Consider the following 23,181-nt stretch of genomic DNA (forward strand, 5'->3'; position numbering starts at 1 on the left):
GCTGCTTGTTGCTTGTTGCTCGCTGCTCGCTGCTTGTTGCTCGCTGCTCGCTGCTTGTTGCTCGCTGCTTGTTGCTTGTTGCTCGCTGCTCGCTGCTTGTTGCTCGCTGCTCGCTGCTTGTTGCTCGCTGCTCGCTGCTTGTTGCTCGCTGCTCGCTGCTTGTTGCTCGCTGCCCGCTGCTCGCTGCCCGCTGTCGGCTGCTTGCGGCTGGCCTCTGCTGCCAGCCGCACGCCGTCTCTGCTTCCGCTGCCCATCACCCGCCGCTCGCCGCCAGACGCTCGTCGCCAGCCTCGCGCACCCGATGCCGATAGCCGCTCGTACAGATTCGGTCTGCTTCGCGAGCGCCGATTGCGTGCTCGGCGAAACGCGGTGACTCGGGCGTGGATCGGCCGGTTGGAATCAAGTGTGGTGCGGGCGCAGGACGATTGTGCCGAACGTGGCGCGCTGCTCGATCAGTTCGTGCGCGCGTGCCGCCTGATCGAGGGGCAGTATCGTGTCGAGCAGTGGCTCGAGCGTTCCGTCCGCGACCTCGTCGAGCACCTGCGCGCGGTAGCCCGCGACCTTCGCGAGCCAGGCGGGACCTGCGCAGCCGATCAGGGTCAGCCCGCGGTTGACAAGGTCGATCGCGGTGATCGGAGCTGGGCCGCCGGAGAGGAAGCCGTAGCCCAGCATGCGACCGCGCACCGGCGTCATGAGGTCGAGCAGCGCCGGTGTCGCGGTGCCGCCGATCGAGTCGAACACGACATCCAATGTCGTCGCGCCGAGCACGTCGCGGAGGCGGTCGGTCCACGCCAGGTCGTTGTGGTCGATCACCTCGGCCCCGAACTTGCGCGCCTGTGCGGCCTTGGCTGGGCCGCCCGCCGTCGCGATGACGCGCGCACCCACGCGGGCCGCGTACTGGGTCAGATAAGCGCCGACACCGGTCGCGGCTGCCTCGACCAGCACGGTCTCGTCCCTGGTGAGCGCGGCCGTGTCGGTCAGAGCGGCCGCGACGGAACCGCTCATCAGGACCGCCGCGGCGACGGCGGTGTCCACACCGTCGGGAATGAGCGTCGCCTGCACGGCCGGGGCGACGACGTATTCGGCGTAGGCGCCGAAACCGTTGGTGGCCACCACGACTCGCCGCCCGACCAAACCGGTTTCGACGCCCGCTCCGGTCTCGGTGACCGTGCCCGCCGACTGGAAACCGAACACGAACGGCGGCTCGGCGGGCGTCGGGAAGGTTCCCGCGCGGATCGCCGTCTCCGGGTACAGCACCGGAACGGCCTCCGCACGGACGACCAATTCGCCCGCGCCCGCTGCCGGTCGCGGTGCCTCGGTCGGAACCAGCACCTCGGGTCCGCCCACGCCTGTCATTACGATTGCCCGCATCGAGAACTCCATAAGTTGACTGCTGGTCCAGATATCTCGCCACGATATGGACCGTCGGTCAACTTTGTCAACGACGAAGGCGGGTGGCATGTCCGACGGGCGCACGCGAGAACGGGCCGACGCCGCCCGCAACCGGCGCGCGATCCTGGACGCGACCAGGACGTTGCTCGCCGAGCACGGCGCAGAGGGTGTCACCATGGACCGGGTCGCCGCCGCGGCGGGCGTGGGCAAGGGGACGATCTTTCACCGCTTCGGCAGCCGGGCCGGGCTGCTGCACGAACTGGTCGCCGAACCCGCGATCGCCCTGATGGAGGCCGTCTCCAGCGGTCCGCCGCCCCTGGGGCCGGGCGCACCCGCCGCCGAGCGTCTGCTGGCCTTCTTCGCGGCGATGACCGACCTGGTGATCGACAACATCGAACTCGTCGTCGCCTACAACGCGGTACCGCCCCATCCGAGACGCGAAGAGTTCCACGCGTTCTGGGCCGCGCACATCACCGCGATGCTGCGCGAGGCGCGACCGGATCTGGACGCCGAAGTAGTCGGCGCGCTGCTGCTCGCGCCGTTGGGCGGCGAGCTCGCGTCCCGAATGGTGCGCGCGGGGGAGGCGGATCGCCTGCGGACCGCGGTGCACGATCTCGTCGCGTCGGTGCTGCGAGCGCCTCGAGCCGCGTCGGAAACGTAATGCCGCCGGATCGCCTGCGGTAGGGCTTGATCTTGCCGCAGCTCTGCTGAGCAGTTGTTGGTCAGCCCGTGTGCCGGAATGCCAACGCGGTGCGCGATCTTGTCGCGGCGTCAAGTCCGCCGAGCGTTTCTGTGCGCATGCCGGGCGGCGGCAGTTGGTGTCGGCCGGGCAAGTATGCAGGTCACGAGACATGTGAATGGCCTGGCGAGTGCCGCGCGGGCCGTGATGTCCACGTGGAGGCTGCGCGAGAATGGCAGGTCGTCGCGGTGTGCGATGTTGCCGCGGCTCTGCTGGTCAGCCTCGGGAGAGGATGGCTTCGAAGCGTTCGTCGGCGCGGTCGAGCTGGCCGAGGATGTGCTGCTTGACGTGGTCGGCGAGGGGGGTGTCCGGTCTGCTCACCAGGTCGCGGTAGACGTCGGTGAGTGGGCGGTATTTCACGGCGAGTTTGCGCATGATCGGCTTCTCGGCGTAGAGGATTCCGACGCCGTTGTCGGTGAAGTCGGACAGCTTGACCACCCGCGCCCAAGGTTTGCGATCCAAGGTCGTCGCGACGTGGTCGCGATACTGCTCGTGACGGTCGCGGTCCGGATCGGGCTCCGGATTGGTGACGGCGGCGACGAGGTCGGCGACGCGGCCGCCGAAGCGCTCGGACAGTTCGGTGAGCGCGGCGTCGGTGGGGGATCCGTCGCGTGCGCCCGCCAGCTCGGCCGGATGGTCTTCCACGGCATCGTGCAGCAGGCCGGCCGCCACCACGTCGGTGTCGCGAACCTCGTAGTGGCTGACGATCCGGATCGCTACGCGCAGAAGGTGATTCAGGTACGGTTCGCGGCCGTAGCGGTCGTCGCGGTGCAGTTCGGTGGCCAGCTCCAGCGCCGCGGTCAGCCGCTCGCCGTCGGGCAGTTCCGCGATCTCAAGCAGCAGCCGCTCGCGCAGCCCCGCCTCGCCATAGACCTCGCTGATCGTGTGCAGCGGCATCACGGCCAAGGCTCCCGCCCCAGGGTTACGCATAACGCCAATCTATCGAGCCTTTCGGCCGCGCGCTGTGCCCTGCGACACTTGTTCACCTATCGGATTTCGAAAAATCGGCTCCGAGTCGATTGCCGGGCGCGTGCTCGACTTCCCGCCGCCGCGAATCCAATTCCCCGCCAATCATTTCCACAGCCCACAGCCCACAGCCCACAGCCCACAGCCCCTGCCCGTAGCCCGCGACTTGTAGCCCGCCGCTGGCGGCTCGCGCAGCCCTGGGCTCGCAGTTCGTAGCGCGCCGCTGTCGGCCCATAGCTCGCGGCTCCTAGCTCGTCGTCGGTAGACCGCGGTCCGCACACGGCTGGCAGCGCGCGAGCCGCAGATTCCTCACGCACCGAGAGGTTGATGGTCGTGGCCAGGCCGGGCATGGGCGCCGCTCTCGAATCGCCGCCACCGCGTGCAGGCGTGCGGGACCGTCCCTCAGCGCACGTCGCGCGGACGGAACTGAATGCTGATCCGCGGACCGACCGGCTTGCGGGTCTTGGGCACCGCGTGCTCCCAAGTTCGCTGGCAGGAACCGCCCATCACCAGCAGGTCGCCGTGCCCGACCTGGTACCGGATGCTCGCGCCGCCGCGCCGCGGCCGGAGCAGTAGGGCGCGCGGTGCGCCGATGGACAGAATCGCCACCATGGTGTCGTGTTTCGCGCCGCGGCCGAGGGTGTCGCCGTGCCAGGCGACGGAATCGCGCCCGTCGCGGTAGTAACACAGGCCCGCCGTCCGGAACGGCTCACCGAGTTCGGCGGCGTAGTGGCGGCTGAGCGCGTCGCGGGCGTCATCGAGGATCGGATCCGGTAGCGCGGCGTTCTCGTCGTAGAAGTGCAGCAACCGGGGGACGTCCACGACCCGGTCGTACATCGGCCTGCGCTCGGCCTGCCACGGAACATCCCGCGCCAGCCGCTCGAACAGGATGTCCGCGCCGGTCAGCCACCCGGGCCGCACATCGACCCACGCGCCGTCCGACAGCGGCGTGCGGCGCGTGCCGTCGAGGGAACCGAGACAGACGTCCCCGGCCCCGTCGAACAGCGAACCCTGCAGCCAAGCGGTCACCCGCCCGACCCTACCCTCATTCGAACATATGTGCACACGCCACGCTTCACACCGCCCGCGCGGTGGCGCCGCTCACGCCGCTTTCGTGGGGCAGCTCACAGGCCGATATGCCTGGTGAAAGCGGGGTCTGAGGCGCTGTTACGCTGCTAGCCGTAAGACATCCTTTAACGGACCGTCCGGTGAGGCGGGGAAGGAGGTCGGCATGGCTGTGCCCGGAGATCGGGCCGCCAAGTCCGGCGCTGCCGAGACGACGCACTCTCAGCGGCACACACCCGAATGGGTGGCGACGGGGCGGGAGCTGTTGTCGGCTTCCGATGTCGGCCGGACCATCGCGCGCATCGCGCACCAGATCATCGAGAAGACCGCGCTGGACTCCGACGAGGCCGGCTCGCCGCGCGTGGTGCTGATCGGCATCCCGACCCGCGGCACCACCCTGGCCGCGCGGCTGACCGACAAGATCGAGGAATTCTCCGGCGTCCGCCCGGCCCTCGGCTCGCTCGACATCACCCTGTACCGCGACGACCTGCGCAGTCGTCCGCACCGCCCGCTGGAGCGGACCTCGGTGCCCGAGGGCGGCATCGAGGACGCGCTCGTGGTGCTCGTCGACGACGTCCTCTTCTCCGGCCGCACGGTGCGCTCGGCGCTCGACGGGCTGCGCGACCTCGGCAGACCGCGTGCGGTGCAACTGGCCGTGCTGATCGACCGCGGCCACCGCGAGCTGCCGATCCGCGCCGACTTCGTCGGCAAGAACGTGCCCACCGCGCGGGCCGAGGACATCTCCGTGCTGCTCACCGAACACGACGGTCGCGACGGCGTCTATCTGCACCAGGAGGCCGAGGCGTGAGACACCTGCTGAGCGTCACCGATCTGGACCGCGCCGCGGCGTCCGAACTGCTCGACGAGGCCGAGCGCTTCGAGCAGGCGCTGCTCGGTCGCGAGGTGCACAAACTGCCGACATTGCGCGGCCGCACCGTGATGACGGTGTTCTACGAGAACTCGACACGCACCCGGGTGTCTTTCGAGGTCGCAGGGAAGTGGATGAGCGCCGACGTGATCAACGTCAGCGCGAGCAGCTCGTCGGTGTCCAAGGGCGAATCGCTGCGCGACACCGCGCTGACCCTGCACGCCGCGGGCGCGGACGCGCTGATCGTGCGGCACCCCGCCTCCGGCGCCGCGCACCAGATCGCGCACTGGATGGACGGCTGGGCGCGAGCGGAGGGCCGGACCTCCGGTCCCGCGATCGTCAACGCGGGCGACGGCATGCACGAACATCCGACCCAGGCGCTGCTCGACGCGCTGACGCTGCGCCAGCGGCTCGGCGACATCGAGGGCAAGCGGGTGGTGATCGTCGGCGACATCCTGCACAGCCGGGTGGCGCGGTCCAACGTCTTCCTGCTGCACACCCTCGGCGCCGAGGTGGTGCTCGTCGCGCCGCGCACGCTGCTGCCGGTCGGCGTCGAGGCTTGGCCCGCCCGGGTCTCGCACCACCTGGACGCCGAACTGCCCGGCGCCGACGCGGTGCTCATGCTGCGCGTCCAGGCCGAGCGCATGAACGGCGGGTTCTTCCCCTCGGCGCGCGAGTACTCGGTGAACTACGGCCTGTCCGAGCGCAGGCTCGCGCTGCTCGCGGAGCACGCGGTGGTCATGCACCCCGGTCCGATGCTGCGCGGCATGGAAATCGCCTCGGCCGTGGCGGATTCGCCGAAGGCCGCGATCCTGCAGCAGGTCACCAACGGCGTGCACCTGCGCATGGCGGTGCTGTTCCGGCTGCTGGTCGGCGCGCAGGAGGCAGTGGCATGAACGGCAACGAGCGGAAGGTGGCGCCATGAGTGGGCTGTTGATCAAGGGGGCCTTGGTCTACGGCGAGGGTGAGCCCGTGGACGTCTTCGTCGACGAGGGCGAGATCCGGCAGATCGGCACCGATCTCGGCATCGTGGACGCCGAGATCATCGACGCGAAGGGGCAGATCCTGCTGCCGGGCTTCGTCGACCTGCACACCCACCTGCGCGAACCGGGCCGCGAGGACACCGAGACCATCGAGACCGGTTCCGCCGCCGCGGCACTGGGCGGCTACACCGCCGTGTTCGCCATGGCCAACACCAACCCGGTCGCCGACTCGGTGGTCGTCACCGACCACGTGTGGCGGCGTGGGCAGGAGGTCGGCCTCGTCGACGTGTTCCCGGTGGGCGCGGTGACGGTCGGGCTGGAGGGCAAGCAGCTCGCGGAGATGGGCACCATGGCGGCGGGCGTCGGCGCGGTGCGGATGTTCTCCGACGACGGCCACTGCGTCTACGACCCGCTGATCATGCGCCGCGCGCTGGAGTACTCGAACTCCCTCGGCGTGCTCATCGCCCAGCACGCGGAGGAGCCGCGGCTCACCAAGGGCGCGGTCGCGCACGAGGGCCCGACCGCTGCGCGGCTCGGTCTCGCGGGCTGGCCGCGCGCCGCCGAGGAGTCGATCGTGGCCCGCGACGCGCTGCTGGCCAGGGACGCGGGCGCGCGCGTGCACATCTGCCACGCCTCCACCGCCGGCACCGTGGAACTGGTGAAATGGGCCAAGTCCCAGGACATTTCGATCACCGCGGAGGTGACGCCGCACCACCTGCTGCTGGACGACACGCGGCTGGAGACCTACGACGCGGTCAACAAGGTCAACCCGCCGCTGCGCGAGGCGTCCGACGCCGCGGCGCTGCGGCAGGCGCTGGCCGAGGGCATCATCGACTGCGTGGCCACCGACCACGCCCCGCACGCCGAACAGGACAAGTGCTGCGAATTCGCCGCCGCCCGTCCCGGCATGCTCGGGCTGGAGACCGCGCTGTCGATCGTCGTCCAGACGATGGTCGAACCGGGGCTGCTCGACTGGCGCGGCGTGGCCCGCGTGATGAGCGAGCAGCCCGCGCGGATCGTCGGACTCGACGACCACGGCCGCCCGCTCGAGGTGGGCGAGCCCGCGAACCTCACCCTGGTCGACCCCGACGCCACCTGGACGGTGCGCGCGGCCGAGCTGGCCAGCATCTCGAACAACACGCCGTTCGAGGCGATGACCTTCCCGGCCAAGGTGACGGCGACGTTGCTGCGCGGCCGGGTGACCGCACGCGATGGCAAGGCGGTCGGCGCCGGCACCGCGGCGCGAGCGACGGGCCCGGAGGCGGTAGCGGAGCGTGGCCACGGAGGGCACCGGGAGCGCCGCCGATTGGACGCAGGAGGTCCGTAATGGAGAGAACGCTGTGGGTGGTCGGGTGCCTCGCGCTGTTCGCGCTCGGTATCTGGCTGATGTACCGAGGCTGGCAGAACCGGGCGGCGCGTCAGCAGGCGCGGATCGGCGAGCTGCCTCCGGTGCCCGCCGAACTCGGCGCCCAGGTGCTCGAGCCGACGACCGGCCTGTATCTCGGCAGCACGATCGCGCCGAGCTGGCAGGACCGGATCGCGGTCGGCGATCTCGGTTTCCGCGCCACAGCGGAACTCACGCGGTTCGAGCGGGGGATTCTGCTCGAGCGCGACGGGGCGACGGTGATCTGGATTCCGCAGGAGTCCATCACGGCGGTCCGCACCGAACGCGGCCACGCGGGCAAAGTGATGACGGAAGATGGTGTGCTGGTAATTCGCTGGAAGCTGCCGACCGGAACCGAGATAGACACCGGTTTCCGAGGGGACGACAAGACGGTGTATCCGGCGTGGGCCAGGACGACGACGGGAGATGAACGAACGTGAATGAAGCGGCTGCGCTGGTGCTCGAGGACGGCCGGGTGTTCCGCGGCACGGCCTACGGCGCCGTGGGCGAGACGCTCGGCGAGGCGGTGTTCTGCACCGCGATGACCGGGTATCAGGAGACTTTGACCGATCCCAGCTACCACCGCCAGATCGTGGTGGCGGCGGCACCGCAGATCGGCAACACCGGATGGAACGACGAGGACGACGAGTCCTCGAAGATCTGGGTGGCCGGGTACGTGGTGCGCGACCCCGCGCGGCGCGCGTCGAACTGGCGCGCGACCACGACGCTGCCCGACGCCATGCGCGAGCAGGACATCGTCGGTATCGCGGGCGTCGACACCCGCGCGCTGGTGCGCCACCTGCGCACCCGCGGTTCGATGAAGGCGGGCATCTTCTCCGGTGCCGCCCTCGCCGACGAGGACGCGCTGCTGGCCAGGGTCAACGGCCAGTCGTCCATGCTCGGCGCGGACCTGGCCGGGGAAGTCAGCACCGACTCGGTCTACACCATCGAGCCGACGGGCGAGCGCCGCTTCACCGTCGTCGCCGTCGACCTGGGCATCAAGACCAACACCCCGCGCATGTTCGCCCAGCGCGGCATGCGGGTGCACGTGGTGCCCTCGACCTTCACCCTGGACCAGATCCGGGAGCTGAAGCCCGATGGCGTCTTCCTGTCCAACGGACCCGGCGACCCCGCCACCCAGGACCGCGCGGTCGCCCTCACCCAGGGCGTGCTCGAGCAGGGACTGCCGCTGTTCGGCATCTGCTTCGGCAACCAGATCCTCGGCCGGGCGCTCGGCCGCGAGACCTACAAGATGAAGTTCGGCCACCGCGGCATCAACATCCCGGTCGTCGAGCACGAGACCGGCCGGATCTCCATCACCGCGCAGAACCACGGCTTCGCCCTCGAGGGCGAGCAGGGCGAACAGTTCGACACCCCGTTCGGCCGCGCCGAGGTCAGCCACGTCTGCGCCAACGACGGCACCGTCGAGGGCGTTCGCCTGCTCGACGGCCGCGCGTTCTCCGTGCAGTACCACCCGGAGGCCGCCGCAGGCCCCCACGACGCCGCATATCTGTTCGACCGTTTCGCCGGTCTCATGGAAGGAGCCTGATGCCTCGCCGCGAGGATCTACACCACATCCTGGTGATCGGATCGGGCCCGATCGTCATCGGCCAGGCTTGTGAGTTCGACTATTCCGGCACCCAGGCGTGCCGGGTGCTCAGGTCCGAGGGCCTGCGCGTGTCGCTGGTGAACTCCAACCCGGCGACGATCATGACCGACCCCGAGTTCGCCGACTCGACCTACGTCGAGCCGATCACGCCGGAGTTCGTCGAGAAGGTCATCGCGAAGGAGCGTCCCGACGCCATCCTCGCGACCCTCGGCGGGCAGACCGCGCTGAACACCGCCGTCGCGCTGCACGAGCGTGGGGTGCTCGAGAAGTACAACGTCGAGCTGATCGGCGCCGACTTCGACGCCATCCAGCGCGGTGAGGACCGGCAGAAGTTCAAGGACATCGTCGCCAAGGTCGGCGGCGAGAGCGCCCGCTCGCGGGTCTGCTTCACCATGGACGAGGTGCGCGAGACGGTCGCCGAGCTCGGCTTCCCGGTCGTGGTGCGGCCTTCGTTCACCATGGGCGGCCTCGGCTCCGGCATGGCCTACAACCACGACGACCTCGACCGCATCGCGGGCGGTGGCCTCGCCGCCTCGCCGACGGCCAACGTCCTGATCGAGGAGTCCATCCTCGGCTGGAAGGAATACGAGCTCGAGCTGATGCGCGACGGCCGCGACAACGTCGTGGTGGTCTGCTCGATCGAGAACGTGGACCCGATGGGCGTGCACACCGGCGACTCGATGACCGTCGCCCCGGCGATGACGCTCACCGACCGCGAGTACCAGAAGCTGCGCGACCTGGGCATCGCCATCCTGCGTGAGGTCGGCGTCGACACCGGCGGCTGCAACATCCAGTTCGCGGTGAACCCGCGCGACGGCCGCCTGATCGTCATCGAGATGAACCCGCGCGTCTCGCGGTCCTCGGCGCTGGCCTCCAAGGCCACCGGGTTCCCGATCGCCAAGATCGCGGCCAAGCTGGCCATCGGCTACACGCTGGACGAGATCGTCAACGACATCACCAAGGAAACCCCGGCCTGCTTCGAGCCGACCCTGGACTACGTCGTCGTCAAGGCGCCGCGGTTCGCGTTCGAGAAGTTCCCCGGCGCCGACCCGACGCTGACCACGACCATGAAGTCGGTGGGCGAGGCGATGTCGCTGGGCCGCAACTTCTCCGAGGCGCTCGGCAAGGTGCTGCGCTCGCTGGAGACCAAGGCCACCGGCTTCTGGACCCTGGACGACGGCCCGTGGGCGCCCGTCGACGGTGACGCGCAGGCCGCGATCGAGAAGATCCTCGACGACCTGCGCACCCCGATCGAGGGCCGCATCTACCAGGTCGAGCGGGCGCTGCGATACGGCGCGAGCATCGAGGACGTGGCCGAGGCCTCGGGTATCGACCCGTGGTTCGTCGCCGAGGTCGCCGGTCTGGTCGAACTGCGCCAGGAGATCATCGACGCCCCGGTGCTGGACGAGCCGCTGCTGCGCCGCGCCAAGCACTACGGCCTCTCCGACAACCAGCTCGCCGCGCTGCGGCCCGAGCTGGCGGGTGAGACCGGCGTCCGCGCGCTGCGCCACCGGCTCGGCGTGCGCCCGGTGTTCAAGACCGTCGACACCTGCGCCGCCGAGTTCGAGGCCAAGACGCCGTACCACTACTCGGCCTACGAGCTCGATCCCGCCGCGGAGTCCGAAGTGGCGCCGCAGCGCGAGCGCGAGAAGGTGATCATCCTCGGCTCCGGCCCGAACCGCATCGGCCAGGGCATCGAGTTCGACTACTCGTGCGTGCACGCGGCGCAGACGCTGTCGCAGGCCGGGTACGAGACGGTGATGGTCAACTGCAACCCGGAGACCGTCTCTACCGACTACGACACCGCCGACCGCCTCTACTTCGAGCCGCTCACCTTCGAGGACGTGCTCGAGGTCTATCACGCGGAATGCGAGTCCGGCACCGTCGCGGGCGTCATCGTGCAGCTCGGCGGGCAGACCCCGCTCGGCCTCGCGCAGCGACTGACCGACGCGGGCGTCCCGGTCGTCGGCACCAGCGCCGCCGCCATCGACTTGGCCGAGGACCGCGGCGAGTTCGGTGAGGTGCTTGTCGCGGCCGGGCTGCCCGCGCCGAAGTACGGCACGGCGACCACGGTCGAGCAGGCGAAGAAGATCGCCGCTGGCATCGGCTACCCCGTGCTGGTCCGCCCTTCCTACGTGCTCGGCGGGCGCGGCATGGAGATCGTCTACGACGAGAAGTCCCTGGAGGGCTACATCTCCCGGGCCACCGAGCTGAACCCGGAGCACCCGGTCCTCGTCGACCGTTTCCTCGAGGACGCCATCGAGATCGACGTGGACGCGCTCTGCGACGGCGAGGAGGTCTACCTCGGCGGCGTGATGGAGCACATCGAGGAAGCGGGCATCCACTCCGGCGACTCGGCCTGCGCGCTGCCCCCGATCACGTTGGGCCGCAGCGACATCGAGGCGGTGCGCCGCTCCACGATCGCGCTGGCCAAGGGCATCGGCGTCAAGGGTCTGCTCAACGTGCAGTACGCGCTCAAGGACGACGTGCTCTACGTGCTGGAGGCCAATCCACGGGCCAGCCGGACGGTTCCGTTCGTCTCCAAGGCCACCGCGGTGCCGCTGGCCAAGGCCTGCGCGCGGGTCATGCTCGGCGCCACCATCGCCGAACTCCGCAAGGAGGGCATGCTGCCGAGCGAGGGCGACGGCGGGCACGTCGCGCTGGACGCGCCGGTCGCGGTGAAGGAAGCGGTGCTGCCGTTCCACCGGTTCCGTCGCGCCGACGGCAGCGGTGTGGACTCGCTGCTCTCGCCGGAGATGAAGTCGACCGGCGAGGTGATGGGCATCGACGCCGACTTCGGCACCGCCTTCGCCAAGAGCCAGTCCGCCGCCTACGGCTCGCTGCCCACCGAGGGCACCGTGTTCGTCTCGATCGCCAACCGCGACAAGCGCGCCATGGTGTTCCCGGTCAAGCGCCTGCACGATCTCGGCTTCCGCATCCTGGCCACCGAGGGCACCGCGGAAATGCTGCGCCGCAACGGAATTCCGTGCGAGCAGGTGCGCAAGCACTCCGACGAGAACCGGGCCGACGAGCCGACGATCGTGGAGCAGATCCGCGACGGCGAGGTCGACATGGTGTTCAACACCCCGTACGGCAACTCGGGTCCTCGGGTGGACGGCTACGAGATCCGCACCGCGGCGGTGGGCGTCAACATCCCGTGCATCACCACGGTGCAGGGCGCGGCCGCGGCCGTGCAGGGCATCGAGGCCAGCATCAACGGCGGCCTCGGCGTGCGGTCCCTCCAGGAACTGCACTCCTCGCTGCGCGGCTGAACCGGCGATGCGGAGGTCGGCGGGACGGCCGCGAACCCGCGCGCCCCGGCGCGCCGAAAACACAGGAGATGCGATGAAGACGTTCGGCGCGCGCCTGCGGCACGCGATGCACCACTTCGGTCCGCTGTGCGTCGGCATCGATCCGCACCCGCAGCTGCTCTCGGCCTGGGGGCTTTCCGAGGACGCCGAGGGCGTGGAGAAGTTCGCCGAGATCTGCGTGGAGGCATTCGACGGCACCGTCGCGCTGGTCAAGCCGCAGGTGGCGTTCTTCGAGGCCTACGGTTCGGCCGGGATCGCGGTGCTGGAACGGGCCGTCGAGGTGCTTCGCGCCTCGGGCACCCTGGTGCTTGCCGACGCCAAACGCGGTGACATCGGCTCGACGATGGACGCCTACGCCCGCACCTGGCTCGGCGACGGGCCGCTCGGCTCGGACGCGGTGACGGTCTCGCCGTACCTCGGTTTCGGCTCGCTCGCACCCGCGCTGGAACTGGCCGAAGCCAACCACCGCGGCCTCTTCGTGCTCGCCGCCACCTCGAATCCCGAAGGGGCGCAGGTGCAGACGGCGCGCGCGGCGGACGGGCGCAGCATCGCCCAGACCATGGTGGACGAGGCCGCCGCGCGCAACGCGGGCCACGACTTCGGGTCGGTCGGTGTCGTCGTCGGCGCCACCCTCGCCGAGGCCCCCGACCTCACCGCGCTCAACGGCCCGATCCTGATGCCCGGCATCGGCGCCCAGGGCGGGGGACCGGGTTCGGTGCGTGACCTGGTGCCCGAGTCCGTACTCGGTGCGGTGGTGCCGAACGTCTCGCGCGAGGTGCTGCGCGAAGGTCCGTCCGTTTCGGCACTGCGTGCCAGGGTGAGCGCGCTTCAGGAGGATTTCGCCTTCCTGCAGCGCTGAGGGATCGCGGCCGGGTTTCCCACGGCACATCGTCCTCGAAGCGGCCCGCGGGTTCGGTACCGACCGAACCCGCGGGCCGCTTCGTGGTGTCTGGCCGCCCTTCTGCGGGGTTTACGCGCGTCCCGCGCGGGGAAACCCGGGTGACGTGTGGTGAATCGCGCAGACGCCGATTCAGCGGCACGCCGTGCCCCCGACTCCTCTGGCTCCGCCTCGGCCGCCTCGCGCCGGGGCTCTTCGGCGTTTTCGCGGTGCCGAATCCCAAGCGATGGGACATGTGTTCGATCCGACACGCGGAAGAACAGTGCGACACGCGGGGAATTTCCAGAAAGTTCCTGGTCGGAAGCCCGACCGATTGCTGACACGTCGTGGCGAGCCACCGCAACCGCTCCGCTAACCTTGGAATGCTTCGAAAATACGCTGGTAGCAGGGCGTTTCCGAGATTCGGCGGTACGATCACCGCAGCGCCCGGGGCGTGACGCGCATCCGGTCCTACTCGCCCCTACGGCATCCAGAATCATGCGCTGACCTGGGGGGTGGGTTCGCAATCGGCGGACGTCGTGGGTACGGTCGCTGAGACCGCGCGGGTTACCGGCGGTAGATCAAGCAATGAACGATGAGACGGAGGAACCGTGGCCCTTCCCCAGCTGACTGACGAGCAGCGCGCCGCTGCTTTGGAGAAGGCGGCTGCCGCTCGCCGCGCTCGGGCGGAGCTCAAGGAGCGCTTGAAGCGTGGCGGCACCGACCTGAAGAGCGTCCTCAAGGATGCCGAGACCGACGAGATCCTCGGCAAGATGAAGGTGTCGGCGCTGCTGGAGGCCCTGCCCAAGGTCGGCAAGGTCAAGGCGGCCGAGATCATGACCGAGCTGGAGATCGCCCCCACCCGCCGTCTGCGCGGACTCGGCGATCGGCAGCGCAAGGCGCTGCTCGCCCGGTTCGACTTCGACGCCTGACGACGAGGGTGGTCGAACACACGCGGAAGGGTCGGCTGGTTGTACTGGTCGGCCCCTCGGCCGTAGGCAAGTCCACGGTCGTGCGGTGCGTGCGGGAACGCCTGCCCGAACTGGTCTTCAGTGTGTCGGCGACGACCCGGGCCCCCCGGCCCGGGGAGGTCGACGGACTCGACTACCGGTTCGTCTCTCGTGACCAGTTCGACGCCATGATCGAGGCGGGCGAACTGCTGGAATGGGCGGACATCCACGGCGGCCTGCAGCGTTCGGGGACCCCGGCGGGTCCGGTGCGCGAGGCGCTGAACGCGGGCATGAACGTGCTGGTCGAGGTGGATCTCGAAGGCGCGCGCTCGGTGCGCAAGGCGATGCCGGAGGCTCTTCTCGTCTTCCTCGCCCCGCCGAGCTGGGACGAACTGGTCTTCCGGCTCACTTCGCGCGGTACCGAATCGCCGGAGGTGATCGAGCGCAGGTTGGAGACCGCGCGCACCGAACTGGCGGCATGTGACGAGTTCGACATCGTCATCGTGAACGACGAGGTGACCAGCGCCTGCGAGCAGTTGGTATCGTTGTTCGTTAGCACAAATTCGAGGTAGCCGCCGTACACCCGTGTCCCGGTCGCGGCCGGGGCAAGGGCGGCGGTATCGCACGCTCGATTACCCGCTGATTTTTCCACGACAACCCGCAGGAGCCTCACCAGTGAGCGACACCAAGACCGCGCCCGCGTACGACACCCCGGTCGGCCTGACCAACCCGCCGATCGACGAGCTGCTCGAGCGCACGTCGTCCAAGTACGCGCTGGTCATCTACGCCGCCAAGCGGGCCCGCCAGATCAACGACTACTACAACCAGCTCGGCGACGGCATCCTCGAGTACGTCGGTCCGCTGGTCGAGCCGGGCCTGCAGGAGAAGCCGCTGTCGGTGGCCATGCGCGAAATCCACTCCGACCTGCTCGAGCACTCCGAGGGCGAGTAACCCACATCCCGCGTCCGCGCGTGATGCCGCAGTATCGAACTCCCCGCGTGGCCGGGGACGAGCCCACGGAGGCGTAGTGACCACACGCATCGTCGTCGGCGTCAGCGGAGGGATCGCGGCCTACAAGGCCTGCGCACTCGTCCGGCGCTTCACCGAGACGGGGCACGAGGTCAGGGTGATCCCGACCGAGTCGGCTCTGCAATTCGTCGGCAAGGCGACCTTCGAGGCGCTGTCCGGGAACCCGGTGCACACCGACGTGTTCACGGACGTGCCCGAGGTCCCGCACGTCCGCCTCGGGCAGGAGGCCGACCTTGTGGTCATCGCCCCCGCCACCGCGGATCTGATGGCGCGCGCCGCACATGGCCGCGCCGACGACCTGCTCACCGCCACGCTGCTGACCGCGCGATGTCCCGTGCTGTTCGCGCCCGCGATGCACACCGAGATGTGGGAGCACCCGGCGACCATCGCCAACGTCGAGACGCTGCGCAGACACGGCGCGACCGTCATGGAACCCGCCTCCGGACGCCTCACCGGCGCCGACACCGGTCCGGGCAGGCTGCCCGAGCCCGAGGAGATCTTCGGGCTCGCCGCGCTGCTGCTCGAGCGCGCCGACGCCATCCCGCGCGACCTGGTCGGCCGCCGTCTGGTGATCACCGCGGGCGGCACGAGGGAACCGCTGGATCCGGTGCGCTTCCTCGGCAATCGCAGCTCGGGCAAGCAGGGCTACGCGCTGGCCAGGGTCGCCGCGCAGCGCGGCGCGCACGTCACGCTGATCGCGGGCAACACGATCGAGATGGCCGCCCCCGCGGCCGTCGACCTGGTGCACATCACCACCGCCGAGCAGCTCAAGACGGCGGTGGAGAAGCACGCGGTCGGCGCCGACGCCGTCATCATGGCCGCCGCCGTCGCCGATTTCCGGCCGACGAACGTGGCCGCCGCCAAGATCAAGAAGGGCGCCGGCGAACCGGACGTCATCCCGTTGACCAAGACCGACGACATCCTCGCCGGTCTGGTGCAGTCGCGGCGCGACGGTCAGCTGGCGGGCACCGCCATCGTCGGCTTCGCGGCCGAGACCGGTGACGAGCACGGCGACGTGCTCACCCACGCGCGCGCCAAGCTGGCCCGCAAGGGGTGCGACCTGCTCGTGGTCAACGCGGTCGGCGAGGGCAAGGCCTTCGAGGTCGACACCAACGACGGCTGGCTGCTCGGCGCCGACGGCACCGAACAAGCCCTCGACCACGGGTCGAAGGCGCTGCTCGCCAGCCGTGTGCTGGACGCGCTCGGTCCGTTGCTGCGCGCCGGGTAATCTTGGCCCGATCGAATTCCGTTGCCGCGCCGAGCGATCGGCGTGCCGCTCGATCCGGACGCCGACCGCGGCGCGGTGTGCGAATGTGCGCACCGGCCGCCGCGGGTGCGGATAGTCTGGGACGGCGATAACCGGCGGATTCGTCGCGCCGTGGGTTTGGAATAGTCTGAGATGAAGGGTTGCGCGACGGCGGTATCGCATTACTGTCGCTGTGGCCATCCGATACGAGAAACCCGTTGAGGGAGAGGGAACAACTGTGCGCACGTCTGGCAGCCGCCTATTCACCAGTGAGTCCGTGACCGAGGGTCATCCGGACAAGATCTGTGACGCCATCAGCGATTCCATCCTCGACGCGTTGCTGGCGGAAGACCCGCGCAGCCGGGTCGCGGTGGAGACGCTCGTGACCACCGGTCAGGTGCACGTCGCGGGCGAGGTCACCACCTCGGCATACGCCGACATCCCGCGCATCGTCCGCGAGAAGGTCCTCGAGATCGGATACGACTCGTCCGCAAAGGGTTTCGACGGCAACTCGTGCGGCGTCAACATCGCCATCGGCGCCCAGTCGCCCGATATCGCGCAGGGTGTCGACACCTCGCACGAGGCGCGCGTCGGCGGCGAAGACGACGAGATCGCCAAGCAGGGCGCGGGCGACCAGGGCCTGATGTTCGGCTACGCCAACACCGACACCCCCGAGCTGATGCCGCTGCCGATCGCGCTCGCGCACCGGCTCTCGCGCCGCCTGACCGAGGTCCGCAAGACCGGCGTGCTGCCCTACCTGCGTCCCGACGGCAAGACCCAGGTCACCATCGAATACGACGGCCACCTGCCGGTCCGGCTCGACACCGTGGTCATCTCGACCCAGCACGCGGCCGACATCGACCTGGACAACCTGCTCGCGCCCGATATCCGCGAGAAGGTCCTCGACTCGGTGCTCGCCGACCTGAACCTGCCCACCCTGGACATCTCCGACGTCCGGTTGCTGGTCAACCCGACCGGCAAGTTCGTGCTCGGCGGCCCGATGGGCGACGCGGGCCTGACCGGCCGCAAGATCATCGTCGACACCTACGGCGGCATGGCAAGGCACGGCGGCGGCGCGTTCTCCGGCAAGGATCCGTCGAAGGTCGACCGCTCGGCCGCCTACGCCATGCGCTGGGTCGCCAAGAACGTGGTGGCCGCGGGCTTGGCCGACCGCGTCGAGGTGCAGGTCGCCTACGCCATCGGCAAGGCAGCTCCGGTCGGTCTGTTCGTCGAGACCTTCGGCACCGAGAAGGTCGACCCGGAGCGCATCTCGACCGCGATCACCGAGGTCTTCGACCTGCGTCCCGGTGCCATCATCCGCGACCTGGACCTGCTGCGCCCGATTTATGCGCCGACCGCCGCCTACGGCCACTTCGGCCGCACCGACGTCGACCTGCCCTGGGAGCACACCGACCGCGCCGACAAGCTGCGCGCGGCCGCCGGCCTGTAGGCCGACCGGGCCCGAGTGAGCCGACCCGCGGCGGACGAGTCCGCCACCCCCACGGATGATGTGTCCGTGGAACCGACGACAACAGCGGAAGCACCCGCGCGACCCATCGCGCGGGTGCTTCCGCTGTTGACGCCCGCGCACCTGGATCGCGATTTCGACTACCTGGTGCCCCCCGAATTCGACGAGATCGCCCAACCGGGGGTGCGGGTGCGCGTCCGGTTCGCGGGCCGCCTCGTCGACGGCTACCTGCTCGCCCGCCTCACCCACAGCGAGCACGGCGGCAAACTCGTCAAGCTGGAGCGCGTGGTTTCCGCGGAACGCGTCCTCACCCCCGAGATTTTGCGGCTTGCCACCGACCTCGCGGCCCGTTACGCGGGGACCCGCGCGGATGTGCTGCGGTTGGCGATTCCGCCGCGGCATGCGCGGACGGAGAACGGGGGGGCGAAGAAGGGGGGAGTTCGTTCGACCGGTGAGTCGTCGGCGGACGAAGAGGGGACCGACTCCGTCTCCGCTGAACTCACGCAGCAGGATACGGCTGAGCCCGTGACGGAGACCGGGTCGATGGGTCACGCGAACGTGCCGCTGCGGATTGGCAAGAACCGCTCTGCACCAGACGAGTCGACCGTTGCCGCTTCGAATGGCTCGACCATCCCTGGTGACGCCTCAGACGGGCGTCGAGATGACCTCGGCGACAACGCTTCTCGGGTGACACGATCGCCGGCCTCGCCCGGGGACGATACCTTCGCACCCACCGACGCACAGCAGCCATCGAGGTCTCGCGCGGTCATCAGCGGTGCCGCTGCGAACGAGGTGGTCGCTGGTGGCTCCGCTAGTGTCGGTGATACCGCTGGGCAAGGCGAGCCTGATAGTTCCTCCGAAAACCGTGGCGGGCCAGCGGATGTCGGCGTCGCAGGCGGCGCCACCCCGGGCCTTGCGTGGGTGGTCGGCGATGCCTCCGAAGGTCGTCGTGCGGCGGATGTTGCGGCGCCGCGCGGCACGGCCGAAGGCGGCGCTGCTGCGGATGGCGTTGCTGGGGCTGTTGCCGAGGCCGGCGGCGCCGATGCTGTCGACGGTGTCGCGAGGGGCGCCGACGAGGCTGCGCGCGGTTCGATCGCGGCTGATGATGCCGCGGCAGCTGGGGCCGCCTCCGCCCCGAAGACGTTGGCGCCGCGCACATCAGAGCCGCCGAAGCTCGGCTTCGACACCGCGCCGTGGGGGCGCTACATCCACGGCGAGGCGTTCCTCTCGGCGCTGGGGCAGGGCAAGGGGGTGCGGGCGGCCTGGCAGGCGATGCCGGGGGAGGACTGGGCCCGGCGGCTCGCGGAACTCGCCGCGACAGTGGTCGGGGCCGGGCGCAGCGCGATCCTGATGGTCCCCGATCAACGGGATTTGAATCGCGTCCTCGCCGAATGCGTTCGGCTGGTGGGGGATTCGGCCGTCGGGTTGACGGCGGGGCTGGGCCCCGCCGCGCGGTACCGGCGGTGGCTGGCGGTATTGCGCGGCAGCGCAAGGATTGTCGTCGGCACGCGCAGCGCCGTGTTCGCGCCCGCCGCGAACCTGGGCCTCATCGCGATCTGGGACGACGGCGACGACACCTACGCCGAGCCCCGCGCGCCGTACCCGCACGCGCGCGAAGTGTCGATGCTGCGGGCGCACGAGACGGGAGCGGCGTTCGTCGCGGCCGGTTTCGCCCGCACCGCCGAGATCCAAGCGGTGGTGGATTCCGGGTGGGCGCACGACCTCGTCGCCGAGCGGTCGGTACTACGCAAGGCCGCGCCACGGATCAGCGCTCCCGGCGACAGCGACATCGCCATGGAGCGTGATCCCGTAGCCCGCGCGGTCCGCATCCCGGGTGTCGCGTTCGCGGCGGCACGCGCCGCGTTGAAGGAGGGGGCCGCGGTGCTGGTGCAGGTCCCCCGCCGCGGCTACGTCCCCGCGTTGTCCTGCGCGAAATGCCGCACCCCCGCGCGGTGCAGGCACTGCAACGGCCCGCTGGCGCTTCCGGAGAGCACGCCGGGCGGCGCGAACGAGGCGCACAGTCCGAGCTGCCGGTGGTGCGGCATCACCGAGACCGCGTTCCGCTGTTCGGCCTGCGGCTCCCGAGCCTTGCGCGCCGTCGTGATCGGCGCCGTCCGCACCGCCGAGGAACTCGGCCGCGCCTTTCCCGGCGTGCCGATCCGTGGTTCCGGCGGCGGTGCGGTGCTCGACACCGTCGAGCCGGGGCCGCAGGTGATCGTCTCCACCGTCGGCGCGGAGCCCGTCGTGCGCGGCGGGTACGGCGTCGCGCTACTGCTGGACGGCTGGGCCCTGCTCGGCCGCGCGGACCTGCGCGCCGCCGAGGACGCGCTGCGCCGCTGGATGTCGGCCGCGGCGCTGGTGCGCCCGCACGGGCAGGTCGTGGTGATGGCCGAGCCGTCCCTGCCGACCGTGCAGGCGCTGGTGCGCTGGGACCCCCTCGGACACGCCCGCGCGGAGGTCGACGCCCGCGCGGAGGTCGGTTTCCCGCCCGCAGTCCGCCTGGCCGCGGTGGACGGCGCCACCGAGGCCATCGACGAACTGCTCGCCGCCGCCGACCTCCCCGCCGACGTCGAGGTGCTCGGCCCGGTCCCGCTCCCCGCCAACGCGCGCAAACCGTTCTCCGGCGATTCTCCTGCCGAAGTAGAACGCATGCTGCTGCGCGTCCCCCGCCGCACCGGCGCCGCCCTCTCCCGCGCCCTCACCGCCGCCCAAGCGATCCGCAGCACCCACCGCTCCGACGCCCCCCTGCGCGTCCAAATCGACCCGATCGACATCGGCTGAGTGAGGCGCATCGCCGTGCGTGCACGCGGCAGGTGGTAAACGGACTGTCGCCGTGGCGGACGTGGCCCTGTTGGACATGGTGCGGCCGCCTGCCTCGGGCCGACCCCATTCGGCCCCCGTCGATTCGGCTGCCCGGCCGCTGCGGCAAGGCGCGCTCGGATACGCGAGCCGATGGCCCGGTGCGGACCGGGGTCGGGAGTGCGCCGGTTCAGGCGAAGACGGCCCGATTACGTTCCGCCCATTCGGCATACGTGCCCGCGGTCCTCCCGAGCACCTTCTCGATGTCCTGGCTGACGAGCAGCTCGCCGGGGGTTGGGGAACCCAGAATCTTCAGCGTGTGGTCGGCGACCGCCTCCGGCATGAAGCGGAGCATGCCTTCGCGCGCCTGAGCCGGTGAGAGCTCGACGAAGCGAATTTCGGTGCCGAGGGCCGCGCCGAGTGCCGCCGCCTGCTCGCGTGGGGTGCTGAGTGCGGGTCCGGTCAGGGTGTAGATCTGCCCGGCATGCCCGTCCTCGCGCAGCGCGGCGGCGGCGACGGCCGCGATGTCGGCCGGGTCCACCGAGGGCAGGCCGACCGATCCGAACGGCGCGGCGACGGTCCGCTCGCCGCGCACCGACTCCACCCACGCGTAGGTGTTGCTGAAGAAGCCGCCCGGCCGAAGGATGGTCCACTCGAAAGACGAAGCCCGAAGCGCTTTCTCGTAGGCCCGCAGCCGGTCGTAGCCCGCGGCCTCGGGCCGGGTCCGAGTACCGAGCGAGGACACGAAGACCACCCGCCGCACGCCCGCCTCGGCGACGACGTCCAGAACTTCCTCCGGTTCCGGTCCCGCGATCAGCTGCTCGCCGCTGATCAACAGGAACAGCGCCTCGGCGCCCGCGAGCGCGGGGGAGAGGCTCGCGGGATCGGCGAGATCCGCCGCGACGTGCCGGACTCCTTCCGGCAGGGCGATCGAGCCGCTTCCGCGCGAGACGGCCGTCACCTGCGCCCCCGACGCCGCGAGCAGCGGGACGAGCGAGCGTCCGATATTTCCGGTCGCCCCGGTCACCACGATCATGTTCCACTCCTAGTTAGTTGACTGACTAACAGAACCGTAGTCGAGGATGGCGCGGCTGTCTATAGTTAGTTGTGTGACTAACTCAGTCGAGAAGGCGGGCAAGCGCGAGCGGCTGGTGGACGCGGCGGTGCGCGAGTTCTACGAGCGCGGCGTCGAGAAGACCACCATCGCCGATATCGCACGCACCGCTAAGGTGCCCGTCGGCAACGTGTACTACTACTTCAAGACCAAGGATCAGCTGATCGAGGCGGCCATCGGCGCGCATGCCCGCGGCCTCGACGAACTGACCGGTGGATTGGACGCCCTGTCGACGCCGCGAGAGCGATTGAAGGCGCTGGTTCAGGGCTGGGTCGATGAGCGGGAGATGGCCGTCCGGCACGGCTGTCCTTTCGGCTCCCTGACCGCCGAACTGCACAAGCGCGCCGATCCGCTGGACGGGCGTGCGGCAGAGGTGATGCGGACGTTGCTGGATTGGGTGGAGCGGCAGTTCGCGGAAATCGGCCGCGCCGACGCCCGGGAGCTCGCGGTGGCGCTCATCGCTTCCTATCAGGGAATCTCCTTGCTCACCAACACCTTCCGCGATCCCGAGCTGATGGCCGCCGAGGGGAAGCGGCTCCAGGACTGGATCGACTCGCTGTAGCGACTCGCTTCGGGCGCGCCTGTGCACCACAGGCGCGCCCGAGGTGTTTCTCGGGCGGTACATCAGGACTTCCTTGCGTTCGATGCATTGTCGATATATCGTCGATACTGTGGAGTGAACACGAGAGCCCAAGGAGGGCCGACATGGAAAACATCGAGAACATGCAGAACAGAGAGTTCGGACGCGGCGGCCGCTGGCGTAAGCCCGGCCGCGGGGAGTTCGGTCCCGGTCGCGGACCGCATCGCCACGGCGGCAGGCACGGCTTCGGTCCCGAGTTCGGGCCCGGCTTCGGTCCTGGTTTCGGACCGGGCTTCGGCCCACAGTTCGGCCGCGGACGGGGTCGCGGCGGCCGTGGTAGGCGCGGCGACGTGCGCGCCGCCGTGCTGCTGCTGCTCACCGAGCGGCCGATGCACGGCTACGAGCTGATCCAGCAGATCCGCGAACGCAGCGACGACGTCTGGCGGCCGAGTCCCGGATCGATCTACCCCGCGCTCGCGCAGCTGGAGGACGAGGGCCTGGTCCTCATCGAGAAGGTTGCCGGTCGCAAGACCGCCAAGCTGACCGAAGCGGGCGGCGAGTACGTCACCGCGCATCGCGAGGAGCTCGGCGATCCGTGGGCGCAGGTCAAGGCGGACGTCGGCGCGCAGGCCATCGACCTGCGCGGATTGGTCGGCGGGTTGATGGGCGCGGTCGCGCAGGTGGCCGCCGTCGGCACCCCCGAGCAGGCGGCGAAGGCGGCCGAAATCCTGAACGACACCCGCCGTTCGCTGTACCGCATCCTCGCCGAGGATGACGCTACCGAATAGTAATGATCACGAA

Annotated in this window: 21 protein-coding genes; 16 read left to right on the forward strand and 5 right to left on the reverse strand. The window is 70.0% G+C overall.

Annotated elements, in window-relative coordinates; translation table 11 throughout:
- Both NAM01S_RS35630 and NAM01S_RS05420 read right to left on the reverse strand, forming a co-directional pair.
- Positions 1–230 (reverse strand): hypothetical protein (locus NAM01S_RS35630; RefSeq protein WP_218018342.1); only part of this gene is annotated, 230 nt, incomplete at its 3' end.
- 169 nt (positions 231–399) lie between these two features.
- On the reverse strand, positions 400–1,371 hold the full coding sequence (locus NAM01S_RS05420; RefSeq protein WP_067780729.1) for a quinone oxidoreductase family protein: 972 nt from the start codon (positions 1,369–1,371) through the stop codon (positions 400–402).
- 88 nt (positions 1,372–1,459) lie between these two features.
- On the opposite strand from NAM01S_RS05420, the gene NAM01S_RS05425 reads away from it, so the two are divergent.
- A complete protein-coding gene (locus NAM01S_RS05425) occupies positions 1,460–2,053 on the forward strand; it encodes a TetR/AcrR family transcriptional regulator (protein WP_067780261.1) in 594 nt (197 codons plus the stop codon).
- 294 nt (positions 2,054–2,347) lie between these two features.
- Here the strand turns inward: NAM01S_RS05425 and NAM01S_RS05430 are convergent, their stop codons facing one another.
- Positions 2,348–3,061: an HD domain-containing protein gene (locus NAM01S_RS05430; protein WP_067780264.1), complete on the reverse strand. Its 714-nt coding sequence runs from the start codon at positions 3,059–3,061 to the stop codon at positions 2,348–2,350.
- A gap of 438 nt (positions 3,062–3,499) precedes the next feature.
- Complete coding sequence (locus tag NAM01S_RS05435; protein WP_067780266.1) at positions 3,500–4,126, reverse strand: alpha-ketoglutarate-dependent dioxygenase AlkB; 627 nt, start codon at positions 4,124–4,126, stop codon at positions 3,500–3,502.
- Between the two features lie 202 nt (positions 4,127–4,328).
- Here NAM01S_RS05435 and pyrR point away from each other — a divergent pair, with 202 nt between their 5' ends.
- The 13 genes from pyrR to NAM01S_RS36370 all read left to right on the forward strand — a co-directional run bounded on the left by pyrR (position 4,329) and on the right by NAM01S_RS36370 (position 20,668).
- Positions 4,329–4,970: a bifunctional pyr operon transcriptional regulator/uracil phosphoribosyltransferase PyrR gene (pyrR, locus tag NAM01S_RS05440; protein WP_067780269.1), complete on the forward strand. Its 642-nt coding sequence runs from the start codon at positions 4,329–4,331 to the stop codon at positions 4,968–4,970.
- Complete coding sequence (locus tag NAM01S_RS05445; protein ID WP_067780273.1) at positions 4,967–5,926, forward strand: aspartate carbamoyltransferase catalytic subunit; 960 nt, start codon at positions 4,967–4,969, stop codon at positions 5,924–5,926. Before pyrR ends, NAM01S_RS05445 begins: the two co-directional genes overlap by 4 nt.
- Positions 5,927–5,951: 25 nt before the next feature.
- On the forward strand, positions 5,952–7,340 hold the full coding sequence (locus NAM01S_RS05450; protein WP_253798261.1) for a dihydroorotase: 1,389 nt from the start codon (positions 5,952–5,954) through the stop codon (positions 7,338–7,340).
- On the forward strand, positions 7,340–7,837 hold the full coding sequence (locus NAM01S_RS05455; protein ID WP_067780276.1) for a PH-like domain-containing protein: 498 nt from the start codon (positions 7,340–7,342) through the stop codon (positions 7,835–7,837). Before NAM01S_RS05450 ends, NAM01S_RS05455 begins: the two co-directional genes overlap by 1 nt.
- Complete coding sequence (gene carA, locus NAM01S_RS05460; RefSeq protein ID WP_067780278.1) at positions 7,834–8,946, forward strand: glutamine-hydrolyzing carbamoyl-phosphate synthase small subunit; 1,113 nt, start codon at positions 7,834–7,836, stop codon at positions 8,944–8,946. Before NAM01S_RS05455 ends, carA begins: the two co-directional genes overlap by 4 nt.
- Entirely contained in the window at positions 8,946–12,278 is a 3,333-nt protein-coding gene (carB, locus tag NAM01S_RS05465) for a carbamoyl-phosphate synthase large subunit (RefSeq protein WP_067780281.1), read from the forward strand. Before carA ends, carB begins: the two co-directional genes overlap by 1 nt.
- A 73-nt stretch (positions 12,279–12,351) precedes the next feature.
- The gene (gene pyrF / locus NAM01S_RS05470) at positions 12,352–13,176 is read left to right on the forward strand and encodes an orotidine-5'-phosphate decarboxylase (protein ID WP_067780284.1); all 825 of its coding nucleotides are present in this window, start codon (positions 12,352–12,354) and stop codon (positions 13,174–13,176) included.
- 629 nt (positions 13,177–13,805) lie between these two features.
- Positions 13,806–14,126: an integration host factor, actinobacterial type gene (gene mihF, locus NAM01S_RS05475; RefSeq protein WP_040708330.1), complete on the forward strand. Its 321-nt coding sequence runs from the start codon at positions 13,806–13,808 to the stop codon at positions 14,124–14,126.
- Positions 14,127–14,134: 8 nt separating this feature from the next.
- Positions 14,135–14,716 (forward strand): guanylate kinase, encoded by a 582-nt coding sequence (gene gmk / locus NAM01S_RS05480; protein ID WP_067780287.1) that lies wholly within the window; start codon positions 14,135–14,137, stop codon positions 14,714–14,716.
- 103 nt (positions 14,717–14,819) lie between these two features.
- Positions 14,820–15,095, forward strand: coding sequence for a DNA-directed RNA polymerase subunit omega (rpoZ, locus tag NAM01S_RS05485; RefSeq protein ID WP_067780290.1), 276 nt, complete (start codon positions 14,820–14,822; stop codon positions 15,093–15,095).
- Between the two features lie 76 nt (positions 15,096–15,171).
- Positions 15,172–16,401: a bifunctional phosphopantothenoylcysteine decarboxylase/phosphopantothenate--cysteine ligase CoaBC gene (gene coaBC / locus NAM01S_RS05490; RefSeq protein WP_067780293.1), complete on the forward strand. Its 1,230-nt coding sequence runs from the start codon at positions 15,172–15,174 to the stop codon at positions 16,399–16,401.
- 256 nt (positions 16,402–16,657) lie between these two features.
- Positions 16,658–17,869, forward strand: a complete 1,212-nt coding sequence (gene metK / locus NAM01S_RS05495; protein WP_084482514.1) for a methionine adenosyltransferase — start codon at positions 16,658–16,660, stop codon at positions 17,867–17,869.
- 66 nt (positions 17,870–17,935) lie between these two features.
- On the forward strand, positions 17,936–20,668 hold the full coding sequence (locus tag NAM01S_RS36370; RefSeq protein WP_253798260.1) for a primosomal protein N': 2,733 nt from the start codon (positions 17,936–17,938) through the stop codon (positions 20,666–20,668).
- A gap of 208 nt (positions 20,669–20,876) precedes the next feature.
- On the opposite strand, the gene NAM01S_RS05505 is transcribed toward NAM01S_RS36370, so the two are convergent.
- A complete protein-coding gene (locus NAM01S_RS05505) occupies positions 20,877–21,722 on the reverse strand; it encodes an SDR family oxidoreductase (RefSeq protein WP_067780299.1) in 846 nt (281 codons plus the stop codon).
- Positions 21,723–21,795: 73 nt separating this feature from the next.
- On the opposite strand from NAM01S_RS05505, the gene NAM01S_RS05510 reads away from it, so the two are divergent.
- Positions 21,796–22,362 carry a TetR/AcrR family transcriptional regulator gene (locus NAM01S_RS05510; RefSeq protein ID WP_253798259.1) on the forward strand — a complete coding sequence of 189 codons (567 nt, stop codon included), beginning with the start codon at positions 21,796–21,798 and terminating at the stop codon, positions 22,360–22,362.
- A 143-nt stretch (positions 22,363–22,505) separates the two neighbouring features.
- Positions 22,506–23,168: a PadR family transcriptional regulator gene (locus NAM01S_RS05515; protein WP_157107600.1), complete on the forward strand. Its 663-nt coding sequence runs from the start codon at positions 22,506–22,508 to the stop codon at positions 23,166–23,168.
- Positions 23,169–23,181 lie beyond the last annotated feature (13 nt).

It is taken from the genome of Nocardia amikacinitolerans NBRC 108937, assembly GCF_001612615.1.
Taxonomy (GTDB): domain Bacteria; phylum Actinomycetota; class Actinomycetes; order Mycobacteriales; family Mycobacteriaceae; genus Nocardia; species Nocardia amikacinitolerans.